At 74.9% G+C, this 25,417-nt stretch carries 22 protein-coding genes; 17 read left to right on the forward strand and 5 right to left on the reverse strand.

Annotated features, from left to right (window positions below):
• Positions 1-763: 763 nt before the first annotated feature.
• Together G339_RS33805 and G339_RS38795 are read right to left on the reverse strand one after the other, a co-directional pair.
• Positions 764-3,514: a VIT domain-containing protein gene (locus G339_RS33805; RefSeq protein ID WP_051107842.1), complete on the reverse strand. Its 2,751-nt coding sequence runs from the start codon at positions 3,512-3,514 to the stop codon at positions 764-766.
• Positions 3,511-4,134 (reverse strand): MerR family transcriptional regulator, encoded by a 624-nt coding sequence (locus tag G339_RS38795; RefSeq protein WP_019631957.1) that lies wholly within the window; start codon positions 4,132-4,134, stop codon positions 3,511-3,513. Before G339_RS38795 ends, G339_RS33805 begins: the two co-directional genes overlap by 4 nt.
• Before the next feature lie 202 nt (positions 4,135-4,336).
• Between G339_RS38795 and G339_RS36715 the strand changes: the two genes are divergently transcribed.
• Entirely contained in the window at positions 4,337-5,593 is a 1,257-nt protein-coding gene (locus G339_RS36715; protein ID WP_019631958.1) for an RNA polymerase sigma factor, read from the forward strand.
• A 44-nt stretch (positions 5,594-5,637) separates the two neighbouring features.
• Positions 5,638-7,125 carry an NlpC/P60 family protein gene (locus G339_RS33815; RefSeq protein WP_084693254.1) on the forward strand — a complete coding sequence of 496 codons (1,488 nt, stop codon included), beginning with the start codon at positions 5,638-5,640 and terminating at the stop codon, positions 7,123-7,125.
• 96 nt (positions 7,126-7,221) lie between these two features.
• Here G339_RS33815 and G339_RS0115320 read toward each other — a convergent pair whose 3' ends face one another.
• Positions 7,222-7,713: an inorganic diphosphatase gene (locus G339_RS0115320; RefSeq protein WP_019631960.1), complete on the reverse strand. Its 492-nt coding sequence runs from the start codon at positions 7,711-7,713 to the stop codon at positions 7,222-7,224.
• A 217-nt stretch (positions 7,714-7,930) separates the two neighbouring features.
• On the opposite strand from G339_RS0115320, the gene dacB reads away from it, so the two are divergent.
• The 11 genes from dacB to G339_RS0115375 all read left to right on the forward strand — a co-directional run bounded on the left by dacB (position 7,931) and on the right by G339_RS0115375 (position 17,969).
• Positions 7,931-9,232 (forward strand): D-alanyl-D-alanine carboxypeptidase/D-alanyl-D-alanine endopeptidase, encoded by a 1,302-nt coding sequence (gene dacB / locus G339_RS0115325; protein WP_019631961.1) that lies wholly within the window; start codon positions 7,931-7,933, stop codon positions 9,230-9,232.
• Between the two features lie 114 nt (positions 9,233-9,346).
• On the forward strand, positions 9,347-10,471 hold the full coding sequence (locus G339_RS33820) for a zinc-dependent metalloprotease (RefSeq protein ID WP_019631962.1): 1,125 nt from the start codon (positions 9,347-9,349) through the stop codon (positions 10,469-10,471).
• 150 nt (positions 10,472-10,621) lie between these two features.
• Positions 10,622-11,614: a tRNA lysidine(34) synthetase TilS gene (tilS, locus tag G339_RS0115335; RefSeq protein ID WP_026341469.1), complete on the forward strand. Its 993-nt coding sequence runs from the start codon at positions 10,622-10,624 to the stop codon at positions 11,612-11,614.
• Positions 11,615-11,670: 56 nt separating this feature from the next.
• Complete coding sequence (gene hpt, locus G339_RS0115340) at positions 11,671-12,234, forward strand: hypoxanthine phosphoribosyltransferase (protein WP_019631964.1); 564 nt, start codon at positions 11,671-11,673, stop codon at positions 12,232-12,234.
• Between the two features lie 333 nt (positions 12,235-12,567).
• Positions 12,568-14,580 (forward strand): ATP-dependent zinc metalloprotease FtsH, encoded by a 2,013-nt coding sequence (gene ftsH, locus G339_RS0115345; protein WP_033323109.1) that lies wholly within the window; start codon positions 12,568-12,570, stop codon positions 14,578-14,580.
• 4 nt (positions 14,581-14,584) lie between these two features.
• Positions 14,585-15,211, forward strand: coding sequence for a GTP cyclohydrolase I FolE (gene folE, locus G339_RS0115350; RefSeq protein ID WP_019631966.1), 627 nt, complete (start codon positions 14,585-14,587; stop codon positions 15,209-15,211).
• A 45-nt stretch (positions 15,212-15,256) separates the two neighbouring features.
• On the forward strand, positions 15,257-16,150 hold the full coding sequence (folP, locus tag G339_RS33825; RefSeq protein ID WP_169514738.1) for a dihydropteroate synthase: 894 nt from the start codon (positions 15,257-15,259) through the stop codon (positions 16,148-16,150).
• Positions 16,143-16,565 carry a nuclear transport factor 2 family protein gene (locus G339_RS0115360; protein ID WP_019631968.1) on the forward strand — a complete coding sequence of 141 codons (423 nt, stop codon included), beginning with the start codon at positions 16,143-16,145 and terminating at the stop codon, positions 16,563-16,565. Before folP ends, G339_RS0115360 begins: the two co-directional genes overlap by 8 nt.
• Positions 16,562-16,927: a dihydroneopterin aldolase gene (folB, locus tag G339_RS0115365; RefSeq protein ID WP_019631969.1), complete on the forward strand. Its 366-nt coding sequence runs from the start codon at positions 16,562-16,564 to the stop codon at positions 16,925-16,927. Before G339_RS0115360 ends, folB begins: the two co-directional genes overlap by 4 nt.
• On the forward strand, positions 16,924-17,499 hold the full coding sequence (gene folK / locus G339_RS0115370; protein ID WP_019631970.1) for a 2-amino-4-hydroxy-6-hydroxymethyldihydropteridine diphosphokinase: 576 nt from the start codon (positions 16,924-16,926) through the stop codon (positions 17,497-17,499). Before folB ends, folK begins: the two co-directional genes overlap by 4 nt.
• The gene (locus G339_RS0115375) at positions 17,496-17,969 is read left to right on the forward strand and encodes a DUF3180 domain-containing protein (RefSeq protein WP_019631971.1); all 474 of its coding nucleotides are present in this window, start codon (positions 17,496-17,498) and stop codon (positions 17,967-17,969) included. The genes folK and G339_RS0115375 overlap by 4 nt, the downstream gene beginning before the upstream one ends.
• Position 17,970: 1 nt before the next feature.
• Here the strand turns inward: G339_RS0115375 and G339_RS0115380 are convergent, their stop codons facing one another.
• Positions 17,971-19,134 carry an NADH-quinone oxidoreductase subunit D gene (locus tag G339_RS0115380; RefSeq protein ID WP_019631972.1) on the reverse strand — a complete coding sequence of 388 codons (1,164 nt, stop codon included), beginning with the start codon at positions 19,132-19,134 and terminating at the stop codon, positions 17,971-17,973.
• 164 nt (positions 19,135-19,298) lie between these two features.
• Here G339_RS0115380 and G339_RS0115385 point away from each other — a divergent pair, with 164 nt between their 5' ends.
• Together G339_RS0115385 and G339_RS33830 are read left to right on the forward strand one after the other, a co-directional pair.
• Positions 19,299-19,832, forward strand: a complete 534-nt coding sequence (locus G339_RS0115385; RefSeq protein ID WP_019631973.1) for a PH domain-containing protein — start codon at positions 19,299-19,301, stop codon at positions 19,830-19,832.
• Between the two features lie 1,091 nt (positions 19,833-20,923).
• Entirely contained in the window at positions 20,924-22,057 is a 1,134-nt protein-coding gene (locus G339_RS33830; RefSeq protein WP_240489820.1) for a PH domain-containing protein, read from the forward strand.
• Here G339_RS33830 and G339_RS0115395 read toward each other — a convergent pair.
• Positions 22,054-23,061, reverse strand: a complete 1,008-nt coding sequence (locus tag G339_RS0115395; protein ID WP_019631975.1) for an SAM-dependent methyltransferase — start codon at positions 23,059-23,061, stop codon at positions 22,054-22,056. The genes G339_RS33830 and G339_RS0115395 overlap by 4 nt on opposite strands.
• 100 nt (positions 23,062-23,161) lie before the next feature.
• Here G339_RS0115395 and G339_RS33835 point away from each other — a divergent pair, with 100 nt between their 5' ends.
• Complete coding sequence (locus G339_RS33835; RefSeq protein ID WP_019631976.1) at positions 23,162-24,364, forward strand: sensor histidine kinase; 1,203 nt, start codon at positions 23,162-23,164, stop codon at positions 24,362-24,364.
• A complete protein-coding gene (locus G339_RS0115405) occupies positions 24,361-25,035 on the forward strand; it encodes a response regulator (RefSeq protein WP_019631977.1) in 675 nt (224 codons plus the stop codon). The genes G339_RS33835 and G339_RS0115405 overlap by 4 nt, the downstream gene beginning before the upstream one ends.
• Positions 25,036-25,417 lie beyond the last annotated feature (382 nt).

Genomic DNA, 25,417 nt, shown 5'->3' on the forward strand with positions numbered 1-25,417 from the left:
CAAAAACCGCCGCCGCGTTTCAGCTCACGCGACCGCCGGTGCCCCGGCCCGGAGCGCCGCCTTCCGCGCCTGCTACAGCCGCGCGGTCTCACTCCCCCGACCGCCGACCCCTTGCCCCGGCCGAGTCGCCGCTACCTCGTTCATGCGACCGCCGACGTCATGCCGCCCTTCCGGAGAAATCCGCCGCCGCTGCCTAGCTCCCGCGACCGCTGACGCCCCGCCCCGGGGCCCGCCTTCCGCGTCTCCCCCAGCCGCCGCGGTCTCGCTTTCCGCGACCGTCGATCCCTGCCCTGGCAGAGCCGCGTTTCGTCGTTCGCGGAAACTTCGCCGCAATGCCGCGCCGCAGAAGCCGCCACCGCGTTCTCGCTCACGTGATCGTCGGCGCCGTGCCCCGGAGAGCCGTGTCCCGCGTCTGCCACAGCCGTCGCGATCTCTTTCCGCGACCGCCGACCCTTGCCCTGGCAGAGCCGCGTTCCTTCGCTTGTGGAAACGCCGCCGTCATGCCGTCCGCCGGAGAAGCCGCTGCCGCGTTTTAGCTCACGTGATCGTCGGCGCAGTGCCCCGGAGTGCCGTGTTCAGCGTCTGCCGCAGCCGTCGCAGTCTCATTTCCCGCGACCGCCGACCTCTTCCCCCGGCGGGGTGCGGACGCGGAGCGGCGGCGTCGGGCGGCGGCGTGTTGCGGCGGCGTCGGGCGGCGGGGGGTCCTTTCTGTTGGGGTCTTGGCGTGTGTCTGTGGGGGTTTGGCGGGTGGTGCTGGGGTGGGTCAGCGTGATCGTTTCCAGAAGGAGCGCTTCGGCGGGGTGGTGATCGTGTCGAGGGCCGTGATGGTTCGCGTCCAGAGGGCTTCCGTGGTGGGCGGGGTCGGGTTCGCTCGGTAGGTGTGCAGGGCGGTGACCAGGTCGTTCAGGCCGTTGAGCGTGTTCGGGCCGACACGGTTCAGGGCCGCTTCCAGAATCGGCAGCAGGTGGTACAGCAGATGCGTGCGGCGTTCGGGCTCGGTGCCCGTGAACGTTCGCAGCGCCTGCAGTTCCCGGGCGAGGACGGCCTTCGTGGTCTCCGGTTCGGGCAGCGGCGGTGCTGCGGGGGTCGGCGGGACGGGGCGGTCTATCGGGTACGGCATGCCGGGCACCGCGGATTCGTCGGGTGCGGCGGCGCGTTCGGCGGCCGAGTCCGGTGCTGCGCCGTAGCCGCCGGCGGGCGCGTTGGGCGAGGGCGCGGCGGGGGGCGCGGGCGGAGGTCCCGAAGGGGCGGCCGGTCTGCTCGGAGGGGCGGGCGGAAGTCCTGGGGAAGCGGGCGGTGTGCTCGACGGAACCGGCGCGGCTCCCGAAGGAACCGGTGCGGGACCCGAAGGGGTTGGCGCGGGTCCTGAAGAGGCGGGCGGGGGACTCGAAGGCGCGGGCGGTGTGCTCGAAGGGACGGGCGGGGGGTCCGAGGGGGCGGGCGGGGTCGCCGGGCGCGGGGCCGATCCGGGGGCGGGCGGGGCGCCGAAGGCGGTGGCGTCGGGGGCGGGGGCGCTGAACGCGGCGGGGGCCGGAGGCATGGCGCCGCGATCGCCTGCGGCGCGGAGCGCGCGCTTCGCCCGGCGCGGAGCGGGCGCCCCTGGAGCCGGGGCGCCCGGCACCGCGGGCGGGACGGGAACCGGGCCGCGCTGGGCGAAGGCGTCCTCCACGGGCTGGATCACCTGGTGCGGTGCCTGGCCGGTCGTGTTCACGCGCTCCGAGTCGACCGCGACGAAGGCGGTGAACCGGCACAGCACCCCGAACCGCAGGGACGTCCGCACGATCCGCTGCTCCTGGTCGACCGTGCCCTCGATGACGTAGCGGTCCTCCAGGTCGCGCAGATGGGCGCGCGCCCAGATCGCACCGGCCGCCGGGGCGTCCACCACGGCCGGGGCGAGCCGCCGTTCCCAGGGCTCGCCGTTGGCGGCCGTGCCGCGCAGGACGACGTCACCGGTGGGCGGGCCGGTGTAGCGGCCCGCGACGACCAGCGGGGAACCGGGGTAGAGCGCGCCGAACCGGCGCGGCGCGACGCTGTCGGGGTCGACGGCGAGCCCGGCGGGGACCAGCTCCAGCCCGGTGACCAGCGGCGCGCCGATCCGGTGGTGGATCGCCTCCATCGCCGCGTCCAGCCGGTCCTCGGACTCGACCAGCTCGCAGCGCCCGCCCGCCGCCAGCCGGTGCAGGAACCCGGCGTTCACGGCGCGGTCGATGCCGACCGTGTGGACGCGCACGCCGGTCAGCCGGGGCAGCAGCCGGGCGAGCAACTGGTCCTCGTTGCCGACCTGGCCATCGGTGATCAGGACGAGCACCCGGTCTCGCCCGGCGTCGGCGAGCAGGCCGGCGGCCTCGTCCAGCGGCGCGAGCATCTCGGTGCCGCCGCGCGCGTCGACCGCCGCCAGATGCTCCACCGCGCGGAACCGGTTGCGGTCGGTCGCGGGGTTGAGCCCGGCCGGCAGGTCGGGGCGCTCGGTCACCGTGTCGAAGGACAGGACGGCGAACCGGTCGTCGGCGGTGAGCGTGTCCACGATGCGCGCGGCGGCGCGCCGGGCGCAGACCATCTTCCAGCCGCCCATGCTGCCGGACCGGTCGAGGACGAGGACGACGTCGCGCGGCCGCACCCGGTGCTCGCCGGACGGCAGCACGGTCAGCGTGAACGTCCCGCCCGTCTCGTCGCGGTCCGGCGCGAGGGCGAGCGCGGCGACCTCCGCGGCCCCGTAGCCGAGGCGGAGGACGAAGTCCCGGTCGAGGCGCTCGCCCGGGTCCAGCCGGACGGTCGTGCGCCCCGGCGCGGACTCCTCCGACACCACGTGCAGCGCGGAGCGGATCTCGGTGAGCGGCAGGGCCGTGGTGTCGACGTCGACCGTGATGCCGAGCCGGACCGGGTTGGGGAAGCCGGGCAGCAGCACCGGCGGGCTGATCCGGGAGGCGTCGGGCACCGCGTCGGTGTCGGGCGCGACGCCCCGCCCGGCCTGCTCCCCGTCCAGCGGTGCGCCGGGGACGTAGCGGCGGGCGACGACGAGCGGGAACCGGAACTCCGCGACGCCGCCGGAGCCGGACGTCTCGTACGGCAGCGGCTGGCTGAGCGTCAGCCGCACGGTGACCCGCTCGCCGGGCGGGATGTTGCCGACCCGCAGCGTGAAGACGTCGGGCCGGTCCTCCTCGGCGATGGCGGCGCGCTGCCCGGCCGCGACGGCCGCGTCGTACCGCGCTCGCGCCGCGCCGCGTTCGGCGAGCACGCCGTCGACGACGCGGTCGGCGACCTCCATGCGCAGCGCCGTCACGGCGGCGCGGTCGGGCAGCGGGAAGACGTAGGTGGCCTCCAGCGGCACGTCGAACGGGTTGCGGAAGCCCTGCACGACGTCCAGCCCGGCGGCGAGGCCGGTGATCGACGCGCGGACGTCCACGGTGTCGAGCGGGAGGTTGCCGCGCTCGGTGGTCAGGGCGCCGAGACCGCCGCCCGGCGGTTCCGCGACGGGGGGCTCGGGGTCGTCGAGGGGGGCGATGCGCACGGTCACTGGGCTCTCCCGGCTGGGTGGTCGGACGTGCTGGGCTCGGACGGGGCGGCGGGGTCGGGGGCGAGCAGGCCGCGGCGGCGCAGCTCGCGCAGCAGCGGGCCGGCGGCGTGCGCGATGGCGTCGAGGTCGTCGCGGTCGAGGTCGGCGTCGTCCAGCAGGAGGGTGAGGCCGGGCGCGAGCCGGACGCCGCGCACCGGCGCCGGACCGGCCGCGGGGGCCGGGGCGCTCTCCGCCAGGACGGCCGGGACCCGGGACGAGACGTCGGGCCGCGCGGCCCAGAACCTCTCCCGCGGCTCCGGCGCGCCGTCCTCGATCCCGGCGACGGCGGCCAGCGTCGCGTCGGTGGCGGCGGCCAGCTCCACCTGGATCTCGGCGATCGACCGCCCCTGCGCCTGGCGGCGTTTGACCGCCACGAGCTGCAGCAGGTGCCGCCGCCCGTACAGCGCGACCCGGCCGCGCCGCCCGAGCGGCGGATCGAGCAGGCCGATCGTCGTGTACCAGCGGACGAGGCGCTCGTTCGGCACGTCGCGCACCCGGCCGTTGGCGCGCGGCGGCTCGTCCGCGGCGAGGACCGCCGCGGCGCGCTCCGCGAGCTGCCGGATCGTCCAGGTGTCGTCCATGCCGCCGATGGTGACACTGTAATCGTGACACTGTCAACTCGGCGTCCGCTTTGCCTGGAAACGGCGGCCGGTTCAGGGACGGCCCGCAGCGGCCGGGGGCAATCGACGCAACCTTTCTGGAGCCGGATGAAACGCTTAATGGTTGCTGCCGATGTCGGTAAACTGCCATGCGCTCTGCGCGTGAGCCTTTACCTTTCCCCTCATGGACGACCGCCTTCTGGTCGAGGCCCTGCGAGCGCGCGCGCCCGACGCACCGGCCGCCGTGTACGACGCCTACGGGGAGGGCCTTTACACCTACTGCCGCTCCCGGCTGGGCGACGCGGACGCCGCGCGGACCGCCCTGCGCGACGCGCTCGTCGTCGCCGAGACGCACGTCTGGCGGCTGCGCGAGGCCGGACGATTCCGCGCCTGGCTGTTCGCGCTGGCCGCCGGGGAGTGCGCCCGCGCGGAGAGCGGCGGCGCGCCCGCCGCGGGCGAGGACGGGGACGACGACGGCGAGCCGGGGCCGCGCCGCGCCGCCCGCCGCGCCGTCGCCGCGCTCTCCGCCGAGGCCCGCGACCTGCTCGGACTGCGCCACGAGCACGGCCTCGACCCCGCCGACGCCGCGCGCGTCGCGGGCGTCCCGGACGGCGACGCCGCGCTGGACCGGGCGCACCGCGAGCTGGAGGCCGCGCTGACGGCCGAGATCCTCGCGGACGTTCCCTGCCCCGACCGCCCGGCGGACGCGGACCGGCCCGCGCGGCTGCTCCAGCACGTCCGCGACTGCGACGTCTGCGCGCCGCGCGCCCCCCGCACGGTGTCGGCGGCGAAGGTGTTCGCGGAGCTGCCGCGCCCGCCGATCCCGCGCGCGCTGCGCCCGGAGACGATCGCGTGCTTCCGCGATCCGGAGCTGGTCGGCCGCCGGTTGTTCGTCGCGGCCCGCGTGACCGATTTCGGCGCGGACGGCTTCCCGGCGCTCCCCGGCCGCCCGGCCCGGCGCGGCGGGGGCCGCCGCGGGCTCGTGTTCACCGCCGGGGCGGCCGCGCTCGTCCTGGCGGGCGCGCTGTCGCTGGCGCTGTGGCACGGCGCGAACGGCTCCGAGCCCGCCGCCGGACGCGGCGGGGCCGCCGAGGGGGCGACCGCCGACGCGCCCTCGGCGCGGCCCGGCGCGCGGGTCACCGCCCGGCCCACCCGCCCTGCGGCGGGGCAGCCGACCGCGACGGTGCCCGTCTCGGGGAGCTACAGCTTCGGCGCGAGCGCGTCGCTGCCGCCGCCGGACCGGTCCACCGGTGGGCGTCCGCGCCCGCGGCGGCCGTCGCATCCGCAGCCCGCCCCGACGACGCCGGGCACGCGGACGGGCGGCGGCACGCCGGACGGCCCGCCCGCGGGCGGCGCGTCCACGCCGCCGCAGACCGACGAACCGACGACCCCGGCCTCGCCGCCGTCCACCGACTCCGAACCCGCTCCGTCCGGAAGCTGAGTGTCGCCGCGACAAGAATGATCTTGGACGGTTACGTTCGGTGAATGATCATCTCCGTGCGTCGTCGAACGACCGTCCTGGCCTGCGCGAGCGTCCTCGGCACGGCCGCGACCGGCACGGCCGCGACCGCGCCGGTCGCGGCGCGCGGTCCGGAACCGTCCGCGGCCGCCGCACAGGCGAACGCCAGGTCGAACGCGTCGCCTGCCCGCGGGAGGGCCGTCGCCGCATCGGATGCGCTCCCGGCCGCATCGGACGTACCCGCCGAGCGCACGGCCGCGCTCGGCGCAGCAGCCCGCTTCGCTGGGCCGGGCGCGCTCGCTGCCCAGCGCGCGACCGCGTTGGACGCGTTCGCTGTTCGGGGAACCGCCCGCCTCGCCGTATCGGGCGCGCTCGCCGCCGAGCGCACGGCCGTGTCGGGCGTACCCGCCGCTCGCGTGGCCGTGTCGGACGGGTTCGGCGCGGCCGCTCGCTTCGTCGGGCCGGGCGCGGTCGCCGCGCGGCGTGTGGCCGCGTTGGACGCTTTCGCTGCTCGGCGGGGTCGCAGGCCCGGGGACGTCGGGGGGATCGCGGTGCGGCTGGCGCAGGCCGTTGGGGAGTTGGATCGACTCGACGCGTGTGCCGAGGCGGCGGTGGAACGTTACAACGCGGCGCGCGTCGCGTTGGGTCGCGCCCGCGCCGACGCCGACGACACCGCCCGCCGCGCTGGGACCGCGCAGCGCACCCTCGAAACGGCCCGCGCCGACCTCGCCGCGCTCGCCGCCGCCGCGTACCGCGAGGCGACCGGCTTCGGCCCCTACGCCGCGCTCACCGGATCGGGCGGCCCGCAGGGCTACCTCGACCGAGCCGAACTCGCGGAGGTCGTCGCCCGCCACCGCGCCGCCGCCGTCGACCGAGTCCGCGCCACGGCGATCGTCGCCGACGTCTTCCGCCGCCGGTCCGCCGCGGCGCTGGCCGAGCGCGCCGCAGCGGCGAACCGCGCCGCCGCCGCCGAGCAGGCCGCGCGCGGCGAGGAGGCGGCGCAGCGCGCGACCGTCCGCACCCTCAAGGCCCGCGTCCGGGACCTGCGCCGCCGCCTCGGCCACCGCCCAGGAAAGCAAGAGCTACGCGCGGCGCCGCGCGGCAGGGGACGCGGCGCCGAAGTCGTCCGCGCCGCGCTCCGCTGGCTGGGCACGCCCTACTCCTGGGGCGGGGGTACGACAGCCGGGCCGAGCCGCGGCATCGAGCAGGGCGCGCGCACGAAGGGCTTCGACTGCTCGGGTCTGGCGATGTACGCCTGGGCTCGCGCGGGCGTCCGCCTCGACCACTGGACGGGAACCCAGTGGACGTCGGGCCCGCATGTACCGCTGAACGAACTGCGCCGGGGAGACCTCGTCTTCTTCGCCGACGACACCGGTGACCCGGCCACGATCCACCACGTCGGGATCTACGTCGGGGGAGGCCGGATGGTGGAGGCGCCCTACACCGGTGCGCGCGTCCGCGTCTCGTCGGTCCACCGCGCCGGGCTCATCGGCGCGACGCGTCCCGCGGGCTGACGGGGAGACGCCGCGGTCCCCTCCGCGCGGAGGGGACCGCTGATGCCGTGCCACGGGCGGCGGGAGCGGACGGAGCGGGCCGCCGCGCGGCCGGGATCAGTGCCCGCCCTGGTCGGCGAACCGCTTGCGGGACCGCTCGATCTCCTGCTCGGCCTCGACCCGTCCGGTCCAGCTCGCGCCCTCGACGGACTTGCCGGGCTCCAGGTCCTTGTAGACCTCGAAGAAGTGCTGGATCTCCAGGCGGTCGAACTCCGCGACGTGGTGGATGTCGCGCAGGTGCTCCATGCGCGGGTCCGTCGCGGGGACGCACAGCACCTTGTCGTCGCCGCCGGCCTCGTCGGTCATGCGGAACATCCCGACGGCGCGGCAGCGGATGAGGCAGCCGGGGAACGTCGGCTCCTGGAGGATGACGAGGGCGTCGAGCGGGTCGCCGTCCTCACCGAGGGTGTCCTCGATGAACCCGTAGTCCGCCGGGTACTGGGTGGAGGTGAACAGCATCCGGTCGAGACGGATGCGCCCGGTCTCGTGGTCTACTTCGTACTTGTTCCGCTGGCCCTTGGGAATCTCGATCGTGACGTCGAAATCCATCGGTGTCCTCCGCTCCCTGCTCGCTCGCAGTGAATAGTCTTTCGGGAGTCTGTGCGGGTGAGGCCGACCCCCACAGGGTGGTTACCCGGTACAAGGATGTCGCACGTTGGTCAGTGCCGAGCAGGAGAGGGGCGTTCAGGCGCCGATGGGGGCCCGCACCCTAGCAATCACCACGCTGTCCCTGCTGAACGTCTTCAGTGTCGGCGCCGGCGCCGCAGTGGCGAACTTCACACCGGAGCGGCGGCTCGCGCCGCGCCCGCCCGCGGTCGCCGAACGGGAGGTCGCGCTGACGTCCGGGGGCGTCCGCGCCGCCGACACCGGGAGCGCGCCGCTGCCGAACGCCGGGACGCTGACGGCGCGCCTCAACGCCGTCCTCGGCACGACGAAGACGCCCGTCAACGCCGTCGTCCTGGACGCGGCGACGGGCCGCGAGCTGTTCGCCAGGAACGCCGACGCCCCCGCGACGCCCGCGTCCACCACCAAGATCGCGACGACGGTCGCGGCGCTCGCGTCGGTCGGCCCGGCGCACCGCATCACGACCCGCGCCGTGCAGGGCGACGGCGGCGACGTGGTCCTCGTCGGCGGCGGCGATCCGACGCTGACCGCGCTGCCCGCCGCGAAGAACGCCGCGCACCCGCCGTACGCGTCGCTGGCCGACCTCGCCGCGCAGACCGCCGCCGCGTTGAAGGCGCGCGGCGTCGCGCAGACCCGCGTCGACTACGACGCCACCGCCTACCAGGGGCCGCGCACCGCGTACGGGTGGAAGCCGAACTACCTCCCGGACGGCGAGGCCGCGCCCGTCAGCGCGCTCACCGTGGACGAGGGGCGCGTCGACCCGGCGTCGCGCGCCCGCGTCCAGGACCCGCCCGCCGCCGCCGCGAAGACGTTCGCCCGGCTGCTGACGCGCGACGGCGTGCGGGCGTCGGCGGGCCGCTCGGTGCGGGCCGCGACGGGCGCGGCGCAGCTCGGCGCCGTCCAGTCGCCGCCGCTGTCCGCGCTGATCGAGCACCTGCTGACCGAGAGCGACAACGACGTCGCGGAGGCCGTCGCCCGGCAGGTCGCGATCAAGCGCGGCGCGGAGCCGTCGTTCGCGGGGGCCGCCGCGGCGGTGCGGCAGGTCCTCGCCGGGCTCGGCGTCGCGGACGGCGTCTCGGTCAACGACGGCAGCGGGCTGTCGGCCGCGAACCGCATCACGCCGCACGCGCTGGCCCGGCTCGCCGCGCTCGCCGCGTCCCCCGACCACCCCGAACTGCGGTCCGTCATCACCGGGATGCCGGTCGCCGGGTTCTCCGGGACGCTCCGGCCGCCGCGCTACACGACCGCGCAGACCGCGGCGGGCGCGGGCACCGTCCACGCCAAGACCGGGACGCTGTCGGGCGTCAGCACGCTTGCCGGGATCACGGCGGACGCGTCCGGGCGGCTGCTGGCGTTCGCGTTCATGGCTGGGGACGGCACCGCGCCCGTCGATCCCGGCGTCCTCGACCTCCTGGCCGCGTCCGTCGCCGCCTGCGGCTGCTGACGGGGTGTGGAGCCGGACGTACGGGAGATAACCACCACGGTCGTTCGTTGAACGATCGAGCAGGGCGCAGCGGCGCCGCGGCCGAGACGTACGGTGGTGTTCATGAGCGCCTCAATGATCGACTGGAACACGGCGGTCCAGGCGGGCACCCGGCTCGTCCGGCCGGGGCCGCAGGTCAGCCACGCCGAGGCCCGGGAGGTCGTGGCCGAGCTGCGCGACCTGTCGGCCATCGCGCACGGCCACGTCCGGGAGTTCACGGGCATGGCCAGCGAGGTCGATCCGGCGCCCGCGACCGTCGTGGACCGGCCCGGCTGGATCCGCGCGAACGTCGACGGGTTCCGCGTGGTGCTCGAACCCCTCATGGAGCGCATGCAGGAGCGGCGCACGTCCGGGTTCCTCGGCTACGGGCCGGGCGGCGTTATGGTGCAGGCCGTCGGGTCCCGCGTCACCGGGCTGCAGGTCGGCGGGCTGCTGGCGTACATGGCGAGCCGCGTCCTCGGGCAGTACGAGCTGTTCCTCCCGCCGGACCCGGAGGGCCGCGCGCCCACCGGGCGGCTCACGCTCGTCGCGCCGAACATCGTCCACGTCGAGCGCGAGCTCGAGGTCGACCCGCACGACTTCCGGCTGTGGGTGTGCCTGCACGAGGAGACGCACCGCGCCCAGTTCACCGGCGTCCCCTGGCTGCGCGAGTACGTGCAGGACCAGATGACCGAGTTCCTGCTGGCCTCCGACCTCGACCCCGGCGCGCTCCTCGACCGCATCCGGGACGCCGCCGACGTCGTCGCGGACGCGATCCGCGGCGGCGACGGCAACCTCATCGACGCGATCCAGTCGCCCGAGCAGCGCGCCGTCCTCGACCGGCTCACCGCCGTCATGACGCTCGCCGAAGGACACGGCGACTTCGTCATGGACGCGGTCGGGCCCGAGGTCGTGCCGAGCGTCCAGAAGATCCGGTCGCGGTTCCAGGGACGGCGCGAGGGCGGGTCGCGGCTGGACAAGACCGTCCGCCGCCTGCTCGGCCTCGACCTGAAGATGAAGCAGTACGCCGAGGGCGCGGTGTTCGTGCGCGCCGTGGTCGGCGAGGTCGGGATGGCGGGCTTCAACGAGGTGTGGACGTCGCCGGAGACGCTGCCGACGCACGCCGAGATCGCCGAGCCCGCGCGCTGGATCGAGCGCGTCCTCGGCCCGCGCGCGGTCGACGCCCCCGACGTGCCCGAACTCCCCGCCGACGACTCGTGACCCGCCGCACCGGCCGCGCCCTCGGGCGGCCCGGCCGCCGCCTCCGACGTGCCGCCGCAGGTCGTCGCCTCGGACGTGCCGCCGTTGGGCGGTCCGCCGCACGCGTCGGGCCGCCCGGTGGCGTGCGGGTCGGGCGCCGTCTCGTGCGCCGTGGGGCCTGAGCCGGTCGTCGCGGCGCTGCGGAACGCGGTGCGCGCGGCGCTGGACGGGCTGGCCCCGGACGCGCCCGTGCTCGTCGCGTGCAGCGGCGGCGCGGACTCCCTCGCGCTCGCCGCCGCGCTCGCGTTCGAGGCGCGCCGCGCCGGACGCCCCGCGGGCGGCGTCACCGTCGACCACGGACTGCAGGACGGCTCCGCCGACCGCGCCGCCGCCGTCGTCGCGACGCTCACCGGCCTCGGCCTGGACCCCGTCGAGTCCGTCGCCGTGACCGTCCCGTCCGGCACCGAGGCGGGCGGCCCCGAGAACGCCGCCCGCGACGCCCGCTACGCCGCGCTCGACGCGGCCGCCGCGCGGCTCGGCGCGTCCGCCGTCCTGCTCGGCCACACCCGCGACGACCAGGCCGAGACCGTCCTGCTCGGCCTCGCGCGCGGCTCGGGCGCTCGCTCGCTCGCCGGGATGCCGCCGGAGTTCGCGCGCGGCGGCGTCCGGTACCGCCGCCCGCTGCTGGACCTGCCGCGCGCCGCCACCCGCGCCGCCTGCCGCGCGCAGGACCTGACCCCGTGGGACGACCCCCACAACGACGACCGCTCGTACACCCGGGTCCGCGTCCGCCACGACGCGCTGCCCGCGCTGGAGAAGGCGCTGGGCCCCGGGATCACCGAGGCCCTGGCCCGCACCGCCCGCCTCCTGCGCGACGACGCCGACGCGTTGGACGAGCAGGCCCGCCGAGCCCTCGCCGCCGCGTCCGAGGGCGGCGAGGGCCTGGACGCCGCCGTCCTCGCCGCCCTGCCCCGCGCCGTCCGCACCCGCGCTCTGCGGTACGCGGCGGTCGAGGCGGGCTGCCCACCGGGTACGCTCGCGGCGGTCCACATCGACGCCGTGGATCGCCTGGTCACGGCCTGGCACGGGCAGCGTCACGTCGATCTGCCCGGCCGGGTCGGCGCGCGCCGGACGCGCGGCAGGCTGCTGTTCGGAAAGGGCTGACCCCCTTTCCCCGGCGCGCCCCCGCCGGCGCGTCCGTCTCCCGGGAGGGTGGAGTCGTGGACGAGAAGGACCTGGGTTCGGACCTGGCCGAAGTGCTGATCAGCGAGGCCCGGCTGCAGGAGAAGGTCCGCGAGCTTGCCGCGCAGATCGACGCGGACTACGCGGGCAGGGATCTGCTGCTCGTCGGCGTCCTGAAGGGCGCGGTCATGGTGATGGCGGACCTGGCGCGGGCGCTGCACACGCCCGCGTCGATGGACTGGATGGCGGTGTCGTCGTACGGGTCGGGCACCAAGTCGTCCGGCGTCGTGCGGATTCTGAAGGACCTGGACACCGACATCTCCGGCCGCCACGTCCTCATCGTGGAGGACATCATCGACTCCGGACTCACGCTGTCGTGGCTGATCAGCAACCTGCTGTCGCGCGGACCGGAGTCGCTGGAGATCTGCGCGCTGCTGCGCAAGCCGGAGGCGGTGAAGACCGAGATCGACTGCCGCTACCTCGGCTTCGACATCCCCAACGAGTTCGTCGTGGGGTACGGGCTCGACTACGGCGAGAAGTACCGCAACCTTCCGTTCGTGGGCACCCTCGCGCCGCACGTGTACGGCGGGTCCGCGGGCTGAACCGGCGCGCGCCGGGCGAAATGTGACGTTCGCCCAACGCGAACCGCCCGGCGCGGCCTCCCGGACCCGGTACAGGGAACAACAGGTCACCACGGATCGTTGCAAAGGTGGCTGATGGGTATATCCAACGGATCAGGGGATCGGCGCTGGCTGCGTCCTCTGTATTAGGCGGTGTACCGTCGATATCCCGGACCCCGCGGTCCGGGGGGCCGCACCGGGACCGAAGGGGACCGGCCAGGGTCCGCAGTGGACCTAGCCCGCACGGCGGGCGAGGAACCCCAAACACACGTTGGTCAGGAGGGACGGGCCTCCCCGCGAGGGGTGACCGGATACATGGACGTGAAGCGCTATTTCCGCGGGCCGCTGCTGTGGATCCTGCTGTTCGGCCTCATGGTCGCCCTCGTCATGTGGAGCGTCAACCCGGGTCGTTCCTACGACCAGACCGACACCTCCAAGGTCGTCCAGGAGATCAACGCGGGCCAGGTACATTCGGCCAAGATCGTGGACAAGGACCAGAAGATCGAGGTCACCCTCAACAACGCCGACAAGACGCGGCAGCAGGCGTCGTGGGTCGACGGGCAGGGCGTCCAGCTCCAGCAGCAGCTCCAGCAGCAGTACAACCAGGGCAAGCTGCCCGGCGGCTACAACGTCGACGTGCCCAAGCAGAGCGTCTTCATGAGCCTGCTGTTCAGTCTCTTGCCCATCGTCGTCATCGTGCTGATCTTCCTGTTCATCATGAACCAGATGCAGGGCGGCGGCTCACGGGTGATGAACTTCGGCAAGTCCAAGGCGAAACTGATCACCAAGGACACCCCGAAGACCACCTTCGCCGACGTGGCGGGCGCCGAGGAGGCGCTGGAGGAGCTCGAGGAGATCAAGGACTTCCTCCAGAACCCCGCCAAGTTCCAGTCGATCGGCGCCAAGATCCCCAAGGGCGTGCTGCTGTTCGGCCCGCCCGGCACCGGCAAGACCCTGCTGGCCCGCGCGGTCGCGGGTGAGGCGGGTGTGCCGTTCTACTCGATCTCCGGCTCGGACTTCGTCGAGATGTTCGTCGGCGTCGGCGCGTCCCGCGTCCGCGACCTGTTCGAGCAGGCCAAGGCCAACGCCCCGTCGATCATCTTCATCGACGAGATCGACGCCGTCGGCCGGCACCGCGGCGCGGGCCTGGGCGGCGGCCACGACGAGCGCGAGCAGACGCTCAACCAGCTCCTGGTCGAGATGGACGGCTTCGACGTCAAGGGCGGCGTGATCCTCATCGCCGCGACGAACCGGCCCGACATCCTCGACCCGGCGCTGCTGCGCCCCGGCCGGTTCGACCGGCAGGTCACCGTCGACCGCCCCGACCTGGAGGGCCGCAAGGGCATCCTGCGCGTCCACGGCCGCGGCAAGCCGTTCGCGCCGGACGTCGACCTCGACGTCATCGCGCGCCGCACCCCCGGCTTCACCGGCGCGGACCTCGCCAACGTCATCAACGAGGCCGCGCTGCTCACCGCCCGGTTCGACCGCAAGCTGATCGACATGGAGACCCTCGAGGAGTCCATCGACCGCGTGATGGCCGGGCCCGAGCGCAAGACCCGCGTGATGTCGGAGAAGGAGAAGAAGATCATCGCCTACCACGAGGGCGGCCACGCCCTCGTGGCGCACGCGCTGCCGAACTCCGACCCCGTCCACAAGGTGACGATCCTGCCGCGCGGCCGCGCCCTCGGGTACACGATGACCCTCCCGATGGAGGACAAGTTCCTCACCACCCGCTCGGAGATGGCCGACCAGCTCGCGATGCTGCTCGGCGGGCGGACGGCCGAGGAGCTGGTGTTCCACGAGCCGACGACCGGTGCGGCCAACGACATCGAGAAGGCCACGTCGATCGCCCGCAACATGGTCACCGAGTACGGCATGAGCGAGCGGCTCGGCGCGCGCAAGTTCGGGTCCGGGCAGGGCGAGGTGTTCCTCGGCCGCGAGATGGGCCACGAGCGCGACTACTCCGAGGACATCGCGTCCGCGATCGACGACGAGGTCCGCCGCCTCATCGAGTCGGCGCACGACACCGCCTGGGAGATCCTGGTCGAGTACCGGGACGTCCTGGACGACCTCGTCGTCAACCTGATGGAGAAGGAGACGCTGTCCAAGGAGCAGGTCCTCCAGATCTTCGCTCCGATCAACAAGCGCCCCCACCAGAACTCCTACACCGGCTACGGCAAGCGCCTCCCCTCCGACCGCCCCCCGATCCTGACCGCCAAGGAGATGGCGCTCCTCGGCCCGCAGGACGTCCCGAACCTGTCCAAGAGCAACGGGCAGAGCGGCGACGGGGAGCAGCCGGGCGGCGAGCAGCCCTCGGGCGAGAGCTGATCCGTTGCCGAACGAGCACGACGCGTACGCCGCGGCGGCGGTCCCCCCGGACCCCGCCGCGGCGCCCGTCGACCACGAGCGCATCGAGCGCGCCGTCCGCGAGATCCTGTTCGCGATCGGGGAGGACCCCGACCGCGACGGGCTGCGCGACACCCCGTCCCGCGTCGCCCGCGCGTACGCCGAGCAGTTCGCGGGGCTGCGGCAGCGGCCCGAGGACGTCCTGAACAAGGTCTTCGAGGCCGACCACGACGAGATGGTCCTGGTGAAGGACATCGAGTTGTACTCAGTATGCGAGCACCACCTCGTCCCCTTCCACGGGATGGCGCACGTCGGGTACACGCCGAACAAGACCGGGCAGGTCACCGGGCTGTCCAAGCTCGCCCGGCTGGTGGACGTGTTCGCGCGGCGGCCGCAGGTGCAGGAGCGCCTGACCAGCCAGGTCGCCGACGCGGTCATGCGCATCCTGGAGCCGCGCGGCGTGATCGTCGTCATCGAGGCCGAGCACCTGTGCATGACGATGCGCGGCGTGCGCAAGCCCGGCGCGCGGACCGTCACGTCCGCGGTGCGCGGCGACTTCCGCGACCACGCCGAGACGCGTGCGGAGGCGATGAGCCTGATCCTCGGCCGCTGAGCGGCCGGTCCCCCGGGCGGCCCGGCGGGGCTTAGGCTTGATGCCATGACCAGTGCCGTTGTACCCGAGATGCCCGCTCCGGGGCGTTGTCTCGTGATGGGCGTGGTCAACGTGACGCCCGACTCGTTCTCCGACGGCGGTTCCTGGTTCGACCGGGACAAGGCGATCGGGCACGGCCTCGACCTGGTCGCGGCGGGCGCGGACGTCGTGGACGTCGGCGGCGAGTCCACCCGGCCGGGCGCGCAGCGCGTCACGCTGGAGGAGGAGCTGCGGCGGGTCGTGCCGGTCGTGTCGGCGCTCGCGGCCGACGGCGTCCCGGTCAGCGTGGACACGATGCGCGCGGAGGTCGCGGAGGCGGCGGTCGGGGCGGGCGCGCGGCTCGTCAACGACGTCAGCGGCGGCCTCGCGGACCCGGCGATGGCGCGGGTCGTCGCCGCCGCGCGCGTCCCGTACGTGGTGATGCACTGGCGCGGGCATAGCCACGACATGTACTCGCGGGCCGTGTACGCCGACGTGGTGCGCGAGGTCCGCGACGAGCTGCTGCGCAGGGTGGACGCGCTGCTGGGCGAGGGCGTCGACCCGTCGATGATCGTGCTCGACCCCGGGCTGGGGTTCGCGAAGAACCCGGCCTCGCTCGACAACTGGGCGCTGATCGCGCATCTGGAGGCGCTGACCGGCACCGGCCATCCCGTGCTCGTCGGGGCGTCGCGCAAGCGGTTCCTCGGGAAGCTGCTGGCCGGGTCGGACGGCACGCCGCGCCCCTTCGCGGGCAGCGACGACGCGACCGTCGCCGTCACCGCGCTCGCCGCCGCGGCGGGCGCGTGGTGCGTGCGGGTCCACCGCGTCGCGCCGAACGCCGACGCGGTGCGGATCGCCGCGGCGGTGCGGGCCGCGCGCGGCGCGGGGCCCGGGTCCGACGGAGGGGAGCCGCGTGGCTGACGGTCCGGAGGAGGCCAACGCCGAGTACTACGCGGCGTTCGAGGCGGGCGACCTCGACCGGATGGGCGACGTCTGGGCGGACGGCGCGTTCGCGGCGGGCGTGAGCTGCGTCCATCCGGGCTGGCCGCTGCTGCGCGGCCGCGACGAGGTGCTGCGGTCGTGGGCGCTGATCATGGCGAACACGACGTACATCCAGTTCGTCCTGACCGACGTCGCCTGCGACGTCTACGGCGACCACGCGGTCGTCACCTGCAAGGAGAACACGCTGACCGCCGACGAGGACGACGCGGGCGGCGCGGGGTTCCTGGCGGGCGGCAGCATCGTGGCGACCAACCTGTTCGTCCGGTCGGGCGGCCGGTGGCGGCTGCTCGTCCACCACGGATCACCGATCCTCGGCACCCCAGAGGAAGAATGAGCGACGACCGCATCGAGCTGCGCGGACTGCGGGCGCGGGGCCGGCACGGCGTGCTGCCCGCCGAGCGCGAACTGGGGCAGGAGTTCGTCGTCGACGTGTCGCTGACGCTCGACACGCGCCCCGCCGCCGCGGCGGACGATTTGTCGCGTACGGTCGACTACGGATCACTCGCGGGGCGGCTCGTCGCGGCCGTCGAGGAGGACCCGGTCGACCTCCTGGAGACGCTGGCGGAACGACTCGCGGGGATCTGCCTGGCAGAGCCGGTGGTGGAGGCGGCGGAGGTCGTCGTCCACAAGCCGAGCGCCCCCGTGCCGCACCCCTTCGCGGACGTGGCCGTGAAGATCAGGAGGAGTCGCCTATGACAGCGTCCGACCGCACCGTCACCGGCGGGCACATGATCGTCGCGCAGCACGTCGTCCTGTCGCTCGGCAGCAACCTCGGTGACCGCCTGGACAACCTCCAGGAGGCCGTGGACGCCCTGTTCGACGCCCCCGGACTCGACTTCGCCGCGCTGTCCCCCGTCTACGAGACCGCCCCCTACGCGCCGCCCGGCGCGGACCTGCCCGAGCAGGGCGACTACCTCAACCTCGTCGTCACCGCCGACACGCGGCTCGCGCCGGAGAGCCTGCTGGAGCGGGTGCTGAACATCGAGACGTCGATGAAGCGGGTCCGCGAGGTCCGGTGGGGGCCGCGCACCCTGGACATCGACATCGTCGCGTTCGGCGACGTCGCGAGCGCCGACCCGGACCTGACGCTGCCGCATCCGCGCGCGCACGAGCGGGCGTTCGTGCTCGTGCCGTGGGCGGACGTCGAGCCGGACGCGGAGCTGCCCGGGCACGGCCGCGTCGCCGACCTGGCCGCCGCGAAGGCCGCCGAGGGCGGCGCGTCCGCCGTCACCCGCCGCGACGACCTGAGCCTGCAGCCGCCTGCATGAAACCGACGCGTCCGCTCTCCGTCGCCGGCCTGGTCGTCGTGGTCGGCGTGATCACCTGGGCCGTGCTCCACAGCGCGTACACGACGCTGCCGCCGCTGCCGTGGACGGCCGTCCCGACGCTGCTGCTGCTCGCGCTCGGCGAGGGCTTCACCGGCTGGAACATCCTGCGGCGCATCCGGCGCAAGCCGGGGACGCGGCCGGTGGAGCCGCTGGTCGTCGCGCGGATGGCGGCGCTGGCGAAGGCGAGCGTCCACGCCGCCGCGGTCCTCGCCGGGGTGTTCGGCGGGTTCGCGGCGGTGCTCGCGGGGGACCTCGACAAGCCCACGCCGCGGCACGACTTCTTCGTCGCGGGCGGGACGGGACTGGCCGCGCTGGCGCTGGTCGGCGCGGCGTACTTCCTGGAGTACGCGTGCCGCGTCCCCAAGGACCCCGACGAGGAGCACCGGAGCCACGGGGCCTCGCGGGCCTGACCTACTTGTCGATGTCGCCGACGACGAAGAACATCGAGCCGAGGATCGCGACCATGTCCGCGATCAGCGTGCCCGGCAGCATCTCCGACAGCACCTGGATGTTGTTGAACGACGCCGAGCGCAGCTTCATCCGCCACGGCGTCTTCTCGCCGCGCGACACCAGGTAGTAGCCGTTCAGGCCGAGCGGGTTCTCCGTCCACGCGTACGTGGCGCCCTCGGGGACCTTGAGCACCTTCGGGAGCCGCTGGTTGATCGGGCCGGGCGGCAGGTCCGCGAGCCGGTCCAGGCAGGCGTCGGCGAGGTCGAGGGAGGCGTGGACCTGCTCCAGCAGGCACTCGAAGCGGGCCAGGCAGTCGCCCTCGCCGCGGGTGACGACGCGGGTGTCGAGTTCGCCGTACGCCAGGTACGGCTCGTCGCGGCGCAGGTCGAAGTCCACGCCGGACGCGCGGGCGATCGGGCCGGAGACGCCGTACTGCAGGATCTGCTCGCGGGTGAGGACGCCGACGCCGCGCGTGCGGGCGCGGAAGATCTCGTTGCCCATGATGAGGTCGTCGATGTCGCTCATGCGCGACCTGACCTGGGCCACCGCCGTGCGGGCGCGGACCGTCCACCCGGCGGGCAGCTCCTCCTTGAGGCCGCCGACGCGGTTGAACATGTAGTGCATCCGGCCGCCGGAGACTTCTTCCATCACCGCCTGGAGGGCCTCGCGCTCGCGGAACGCGTAGAAGATCGGCGTGATCGCGCCGACCTCCAGCGGATACGAGCCGAGGAACATCAGGTGGTTCAGGACGCGGTTCAGCTCCGCCAGCAGCGTCCGCGTCCAGGTGGCGCGCTCGGGGACCTCCATGCCGAGCATCCGCTCCACCGCCAGGACGACGCCCAGCTCGCTGGAGAACGCGGACAGCCAGTCGTGGCGGTTCGCCAGCACGATGATCTGGCGGAAGTCGCGGGCCTCGAACAGCTTCTCCGCGCCCCGGTGCATGTAGCCGACGATCGGCTCGGCGCTCGTGATGCGCTCGCCGTCGAGGACCAGGCGCAGCCGCAGCACGCCGTGCGTGGACGGGTGCTGGGGGCCGATGTTGAGGACCATGTCCTCGGTGGCCAGGCCGTCGTCCTTCTCGGCCAGCGCGCCCGCGCCGATACCGACGATCCGTTCCGTCGTCATGGTCGAGTCTCCACTGCGCCCGCCCCTGATAGCCGCCCATGTCGGTGCCCCGCCGCGCGTCCGCGCGCGGCGGTCGCCATCGTCTCATGGCGGGGCGTGCGGCTTTTCCGGTTGACTAGGGGGCAATGAACGCAACACACGGCGAACCACCGCAACCCACGGCGATGCCCGCGCAGGGGGTCGAATCGCCGCCTCCGGCCGCCGCCCCGGCGGCATCGGCCTTCGCGCTCGGCGACGGGCGGGACTGGTCGCGCATCTCCCCGCGCCACACCTGGTCGCGCGGCCTGTCGGCGACGCTGTGGGCGGTGCCGTGCGCCGTCGCGGGCGGTCTCGCGGGCTGGCGCAACGGCGGGGCGGTCGGCGCGGCCGTGCTCGTCGCCATCGTGCTCGTCGCGCTCGCCGCCGTCTGGACCGTGGCGGAACTCACCCGGCGGTCCTACGGCTACGCCGAACGCGACGACGACCTGGTCCTCACGCACGGCGTCTTCGTGCGGCGGCTCGTCGTCGTGCCGTACGCGCGGATGCAGTTCGTGGACGTCACGGCGGGGCTCGTGGACCGCTGGACGCGGGTCGCGACCGTGCGCCTCCACACGGCCGCCGCCGCGACGGACGCCCGCATCCCCTCGCTGCCCGCGGCGCAGGCCGCCGAACTCCGCGACCGCCTCGCGAACCGCGGCCCCCAGGGACTGTGGCCATGACCCCGAACCACCCGAACCCGGACTCCGAGAACGACCCCGCGCCGCCTCCCGGCCTGCCGCCCGAGGACGGTCCTGCGCCCGAGCTTCCAGGTGTGGGTTCCGGGCCTGCGCCGGAGGCCGGGGTCGCCGGACCGGACGCGTCGTCCACCGCCGGGTCCACGCCGGGGTTTCCGGGCGCGGGCTCTGGGCCTGTGCCAGGGCTTGCAGCCGACGAGCGGCCCGACGCAGCCGTGCCGGACGTGTCTCAGGGGGCTGCTCAGTCGGGGCCGTCGCAGGGTGGTGCGGCGGGGCCGTTGCCGGGTGGGTGGGCCGCGCCGACGCCCGCGCCGCCTGAGCGCGCGGGTCCGCCGCAGCCTGCCGGGCCGTATCCGTCCGGGGCCGAGCCGTCCGGACCGTACGCGTCCGGGTTTCAGGCCGCGCCGTATCCGCCTGCGCAGCCTGCGGGTCCACCACGGGCTCCGCATCCGTCGGCGGGGTATCCGGTGTCGGGATATAGCGCGGGTGGATATCGGCCGCGGCCTTATCCGCCGGAGCGGGGCGGGCCCGTCCCGCCGCCCGGTGGGCCGGGGCCGCAGGGTTGGGGGTCGGGGGCGCCCGCGCAGCCGTACGCGCGCCCGCCCGTCCCGCCGCCCGGCGCGTTCCAGCAGCCCGGCCCCGGCCCAGGGTCCGGGCCCGTGTCCGGGCAGGCGTACGGGCCTGCGTTCGGCCCCGCGTTCGGCCCCGCGCCTGGACCCGGGCTTGGACCCGCGCCTGGACCCGTGCCGGGGCAGGCGTACGGGCCTGGGGGTGCGGTTATGCCGGGGCCTGCGCAGCCCGTGCCCGGAGGGCCGGTTCGGGGGGTGGCGCCTCGGGGGTTCGTCTCGCCGCCTTACGCGGGGCTCTTTCCGCCGCAGGCTTACGGGCCGCCGCCCGGCGCGGGGTTCCCTTATGCGCCGTCCGCGCCTCGGGTGCCGGTCCGGTTCTCGGTCGGGACTCATCGGCCGCATTGGGCCACCGCGCCGTTGCGGGCCGCCGGGATTCTCCTCATCTACCTTGTGCTGCTCGGGTTTCCGCTGTTGTTGAGCGGGTCCGCGGACGGCGCGACGCGGCTCATGCGATTCGCGGCCGTCACCGGTGTCATGGCGCTCGTCGCGATCGGCGCGGGCCTGTGGGGCTGGCTGTCGGTGCGGTTCCGCGTCGAGGGAGACGACTTCGTCGTCGTGACGGGCCTGCTGCGCAAACGGACCCGCAGCGTCCCGCTGACGCGCCTGCAGGCCGTGGACGTCGTCCGGCCGCTGGTCACCCGCGTCTTCCGGCTCAGCGAGGTCCGCGTGGAGGCGGCGGGCGGCGAGCAGACCGGCATCGCCCTGCGCTTCCTCGGCCGCGACGCGGGCGAGGATCTGCGCAACGAGCTGCTGTCGCTCGCGTCCGGAAAGCCCAGCCAGGCGCCGCACATGCCGGAACGGCATTTCTGGCGCGTCCGCTACGGCTCGCTGCTCGGCTCGCTGCTCATGCGCATCCCGGTGATGGCGACGTTCCTGCTGTTCGTCGGATCGCTGGTCTTCATGGTGTTCGCCGGGGAGCCCGCGCTGCTCGCGGTGACCGTCCCGGCGCTGCTCGCACTGATCCGCGACGTCGTCGCCCCGGCCGTGATGTACGCCGGGTTCCGCGTCGCCGTCTCGCCGGAGGGCCTGCGGCTCCGCTACGGCCTGCTGGAGACGCGGACGCAGACGCTGCCGCCCGGCCGCGTCCAGGCGGTCGGGATCGTCGAGCCCGCGCTGTGGCGCAGCCTCGGCTGGGCGCGGCTGGAGATCACCGTCGCCGGGTACGCGGGCGAGCGGCAGGCGCTGTCGTCGGTGCTGCTGCCGGTCGCGCCGCGCGCGGTGTGCATGGGACTCGTCCGGCTGCTGTTCATGGAGCGGGACGTGGACGCGATCCCGCTCGTCCCGCCCGCGTCGGTGGCGCTGTCGCTGGACCACCCGCACGGGGCGGGCGCGGACGGCGTCCTGTTCGTGTCGCGGCGCGGCTGGCCGTCGCGGCGCACCGACGTGATCCCGCACGTCCGCGCGCAGAGCGTCCGGCTGACGGTGAACCCGGTGCAGCGCGTGCTGGGCCTGGCGACCGTCCACGTGGACGCGCCGTCCGGGCCGATCCGGGTCCGCGCCGCCGACCGGGCGGCCGGGGAGGCGCGCGCGATGGTGGAATCGCTCGGCCGACTCGCGGCGGACCCGTCCAACGCGCCCTAGGCGAGGGCGGCCAGGACGGGCGGCAGCTCCGTCCCGACCGCCTGGGCGAGCCACCCGAACCCGCCGAGGCCGCCCGGATCGGTCAGCTCGGCGTCCTCCCCGGCCGCGCACAGCGCCGCGAGGTAGCCGCGCGGGTCGCGGTGGGCGAGGTCCAGCGGCGGGCGCGATCCGGACAGGCCGAGCGCGCGCAGGACGTCCCGCTGCGTCGTGAGCAGGCTCGCGGTCGCGCCCGCGCGCTCGCCCGCGACCTGGCAGGCGTCCAGCGCGACGTGCGCGGTGACGTCGCAGGACCCGTCCGGGACCGGCGGGACGGTCGCGCCGTCCCGGTAGCCGGTCAGCGTGCCGTAGACGGGCCGTTCCCCGGCGCGGTGCGCGTAGTCGACGGCGACCGCCAGGCCCCGGTCGAGCCGCGCGACGACGCTGGCCCACGCGGCGCAGCGCGGATCGCCGACCTCGGCGCGGTCGCCGGGTTCGCGCAGCGGCCACCAGCGCTCCAGCCACTCCAGTTCGTCGGCGGACGGCTCCGGCCCGGCGCGCTCCGCACCGGTACGCGCTTCTACGAGGACTTTCCGCGGCCCGTCCGGGGTCTGCTCCACGACGTCGAGCGGGACGTTGTCCAGCCACTCGTTCGCGACGACGAGTCCGGTGACGCGCTCCGGCGGCGCGGGCAGCCACGCGATCCGCTCCGGCAGTCCCGCCGGGCGCGGCGCGACCTCCACCGCGACCGGGACGAGCCGCCCGGCCAGTTCGGCGGGGACGCGGTCGAGCAGGTTGACCAGCAGCTCGCCCGAGCCCGCCCCGATGTCCACGACGTCGAGCCGGTCGGGGCGGCCGAGCGCGGCGTCCACGTCGGCCAGCAGCGTCGCGAGCGCGGCGGCGAACCGCGGCGAGGCGTGGACGGACGTCCGGAAGTGCTCACCGGGCCGCTCCCCGCGCCGGTAGAAGCCCCCGTCGCCGTACAGCGCCCGCTCCATCGCGTCCCGCCACGTCTCCCAGACCGCCACGCCAGGGACGGTATCGCGCGCCGGGTAATCCTCAAGGGGGAACGCCCGTCAGCCTCACGGCCGATCCAGCCCCGATCGGCCGGAACATAGGCTGACGGGCATGGTCAGGAGGTTCTGGGACTGGTGGCGGCGGCATCCCGCGCTGGTCGACGCCGCGTTCCTGACACCGGTGGCCCTGCTGTCCACCACCCAGGCGGGGCTGATCACCGACTCGCGGCCGCATCCGGTGGTCGCGCCGCTGTACGTCCTGCTCAGCGCGGGATCGCTGCTGCCGATGGTGTGGCGGCGGCGGTGGCCGCGCGCGACGTTCGCGGTCGTCGCGCTGGTCTCGCTGGCGCAGTGGTGCCTGCACGTTGATCTGATCCCGGCGAACATCGCGGTGCTCGTCGGGCTCTACACCGTCACGGCGTCCTGCCCGCCGCGGTGGGGGATGTCGGCGCTGGCGGTCGCGCAGCTCGGCGCGGTGATGGAGGTGGCGCAGCTCTGGACCGGCGGGTGGAAGGACATGCGCGACCCGCTGCTGATGTTCGCCGGGACGAACTTCGGGATCTGGCTGCTCGCCGTCCACATGCGGACGCGCCGCGAGTACCTGCGGTCGGTGGAGGACCGCGCCGCCCGGCTGGAACGCGAGCGGGAGAACGAGCTGCGCACGGCGCGGGCGGGGGAGCGGGCGCGGATCGCCCGCGAGATGCACGACGTCGTCGCGCACAACGTCAGCGTGATCGTCGTCCAGGCGGACGGGGCCGCCTACGCGCTCGACGCCGACCCGGCCCGCGCGCGGCAGGCGCTCGCGGCGATCTCCGAGACGGGGCGGACGGCGCTGGGGGAGATGCGGCGGCTGCTCGGCGTGCTCCGCGAGGACGACGACGTGTCCGCGTACGCGCCGCAGCCGGGCCTCGCCGACCTCGGCGACCTCGTCGACCAGGTGCGGGAGGCGGGGCTGCCGGTGTCGGTCGAGGTCGTCGGGGAGCGCCCGGCGCTGCCGGAGGGGCGGCAGCTCACCGTGTACCGGATCGTCCAGGAGGCGCTGACCAACACGCTCAAGCACGGCGGCCCCCGCGCGTCCGCCGACGTGCGGCTGGACTACCGGCCGGGCGAGGTCCGCGTCGAGGTCCGCGACGACGGCCGGGGCGCGGCGGCCGCCGACGACGGGCGCGGGCACGGCCTGCACGGCATGCGCGAGCGGGTCGGGGTGTACGGCGGGGAGGTGCGCGCCGGGCCGCGCGCCGGGGGCGGGTTCGAGGTGGTCGCGCGGGTGCCCACGGGTGCGGCCGCCGCGCTGAGCGGAGGGGAGGCCCGGTGATCCGGGTGGTGCTGGTGGACGATCAGGAGCTCGTCCGGACGGGGTTCCGGATGGTCCTGGACGCCCAGGAGGACATCGAGGTCGTCGGCGAGGCGGGCGACGGCGCGGCCGCGCTGCGGCTGCTCGCCGGGACGCCCGCCGATGTCGTGCTGATGGACGTGCGGATGCCGCGCGTCGACGGCATCGAGGCGACCCGGCGGCTGGCCGAGTCCGGCGACGGCCCGCGCGTGATCATCCTGACGACGTTCGACATGGACGAGTACGCGTTCTCCGCCATCAAGGCGGGCGCGGCGGGATTCCTGCTGAAGGACGCCGGTCCCGGGCAGCTCATCGCGGCGATCCGGGCCGTCCACTCCGGCGACGCGGTGGTCGCGCCGAGCACGACCCGCCGCCTGCTGGACCGCTTCGCCGTCCACCTGCCCGACGAGCGGGACCGGGCGGCCGACGCCCTCGACAGCCTCACCGGCCGGGAGCGCGACGTGCTGCTGCTCGTCGCGCGCGGGCTGTCCAACGCGGAGGTCGCCGCGAGCCTGCATCTGTCGGAGGCGACGGTGAAGACGCACATGGGGCGGCTGTTCACCAAGCTGGGGCTGCGCGACCGCGTCCAGGCCGTCGTCCTCGCCTACGAGACGGGCCTGGTGAAGACCGGACGGCCGGTCCGCCGGGACTGATCGCCCCTCCGCTTCGACAGCCCGGCGGCGGCCGGGGCCGCGCGGCGCGGCTGATTCCGCCGGGCCGGCGGCGGACGGCGCGGCGGCGGCCGTGCGGAGTCTGCCGTGTCGGGCGGTGTTTCAAAGTCCCGGCCCACGGCCCTCGCCTGGCGGCTCGGACCTCACCGGGCCTTGCGGTATCGCTCCGCGATCTGGGCGGTGAAGCTCTCCTCCGGCGTCGCTTCACCGCCCAGTCAACGCACTCGCGCTGTGGCTGGGGCACTTTGAGACACGCCCTGGACGTGTCGTGTCGCACGCCCTGCCGTGTTCGGGTTGCTGTGTGGGGCGTCCGCCGTGTTCGGGTTGTTGTGCGAAGCGTCCGCCGTGTTCGGGTTGCTGTGCG

It is taken from the genome of Actinomadura atramentaria DSM 43919 (assembly GCF_000381885.1).
Lineage (GTDB): Bacteria > Actinomycetota > Actinomycetes > Streptosporangiales > Streptosporangiaceae > Spirillospora > Spirillospora atramentaria.

Bases quoted from the DNA above. Each gene is read 5' to 3' on its own strand.
- G339_RS33815 (WP_084693254.1), top strand. From the start codon at position 5,638: ATGATCATCTCCGTGCGTCGTCGAACGACCGTCCTGGCCTGCGCGAGC.
- ftsH (WP_033323109.1), top strand. From the start codon at position 12,568: ATGGACGTGAAGCGCTATTTCCGCGGGCCGCTGCTGTGGATCCTGCTG.
- G339_RS0115380 (WP_019631972.1), bottom strand. From the start codon at position 19,134: ATGACGACGGAACGGATCGTCGGTATCGGCGCGGGCGCGCTGGCCGAG.
- G339_RS33820 (WP_019631962.1), top strand. From the start codon at position 9,347: ATGATCGACTGGAACACGGCGGTCCAGGCGGGCACCCGGCTCGTCCGG.
- G339_RS36715 (WP_019631958.1), top strand. From the start codon at position 4,337: ATGGACGACCGCCTTCTGGTCGAGGCCCTGCGAGCGCGCGCGCCCGAC.
- G339_RS0115320 (WP_019631960.1), bottom strand. From the start codon at position 7,713: ATGGATTTCGACGTCACGATCGAGATTCCCAAGGGCCAGCGGAACAAG.
- G339_RS33830 (WP_240489820.1), top strand. From the start codon at position 20,924: ATGCGATTCGCGGCCGTCACCGGTGTCATGGCGCTCGTCGCGATCGGC.
- folP (WP_169514738.1), top strand. From the start codon at position 15,257: ATGACCAGTGCCGTTGTACCCGAGATGCCCGCTCCGGGGCGTTGTCTC.
- G339_RS0115375 (WP_019631971.1), top strand. From the start codon at position 17,496: ATGAAACCGACGCGTCCGCTCTCCGTCGCCGGCCTGGTCGTCGTGGTC.
- folB (WP_019631969.1), top strand. From the start codon at position 16,562: ATGAGCGACGACCGCATCGAGCTGCGCGGACTGCGGGCGCGGGGCCGG.
- folK (WP_019631970.1), top strand. From the start codon at position 16,924: ATGACAGCGTCCGACCGCACCGTCACCGGCGGGCACATGATCGTCGCG.
- G339_RS33835 (WP_019631976.1), top strand. From the start codon at position 23,162: ATGGTCAGGAGGTTCTGGGACTGGTGGCGGCGGCATCCCGCGCTGGTC.
- G339_RS38795 (WP_019631957.1), bottom strand. From the start codon at position 4,134: ATGGACGACACCTGGACGATCCGGCAGCTCGCGGAGCGCGCCGCGGCG.
- G339_RS0115385 (WP_019631973.1), top strand. From the start codon at position 19,299: ATGCCCGCGCAGGGGGTCGAATCGCCGCCTCCGGCCGCCGCCCCGGCG.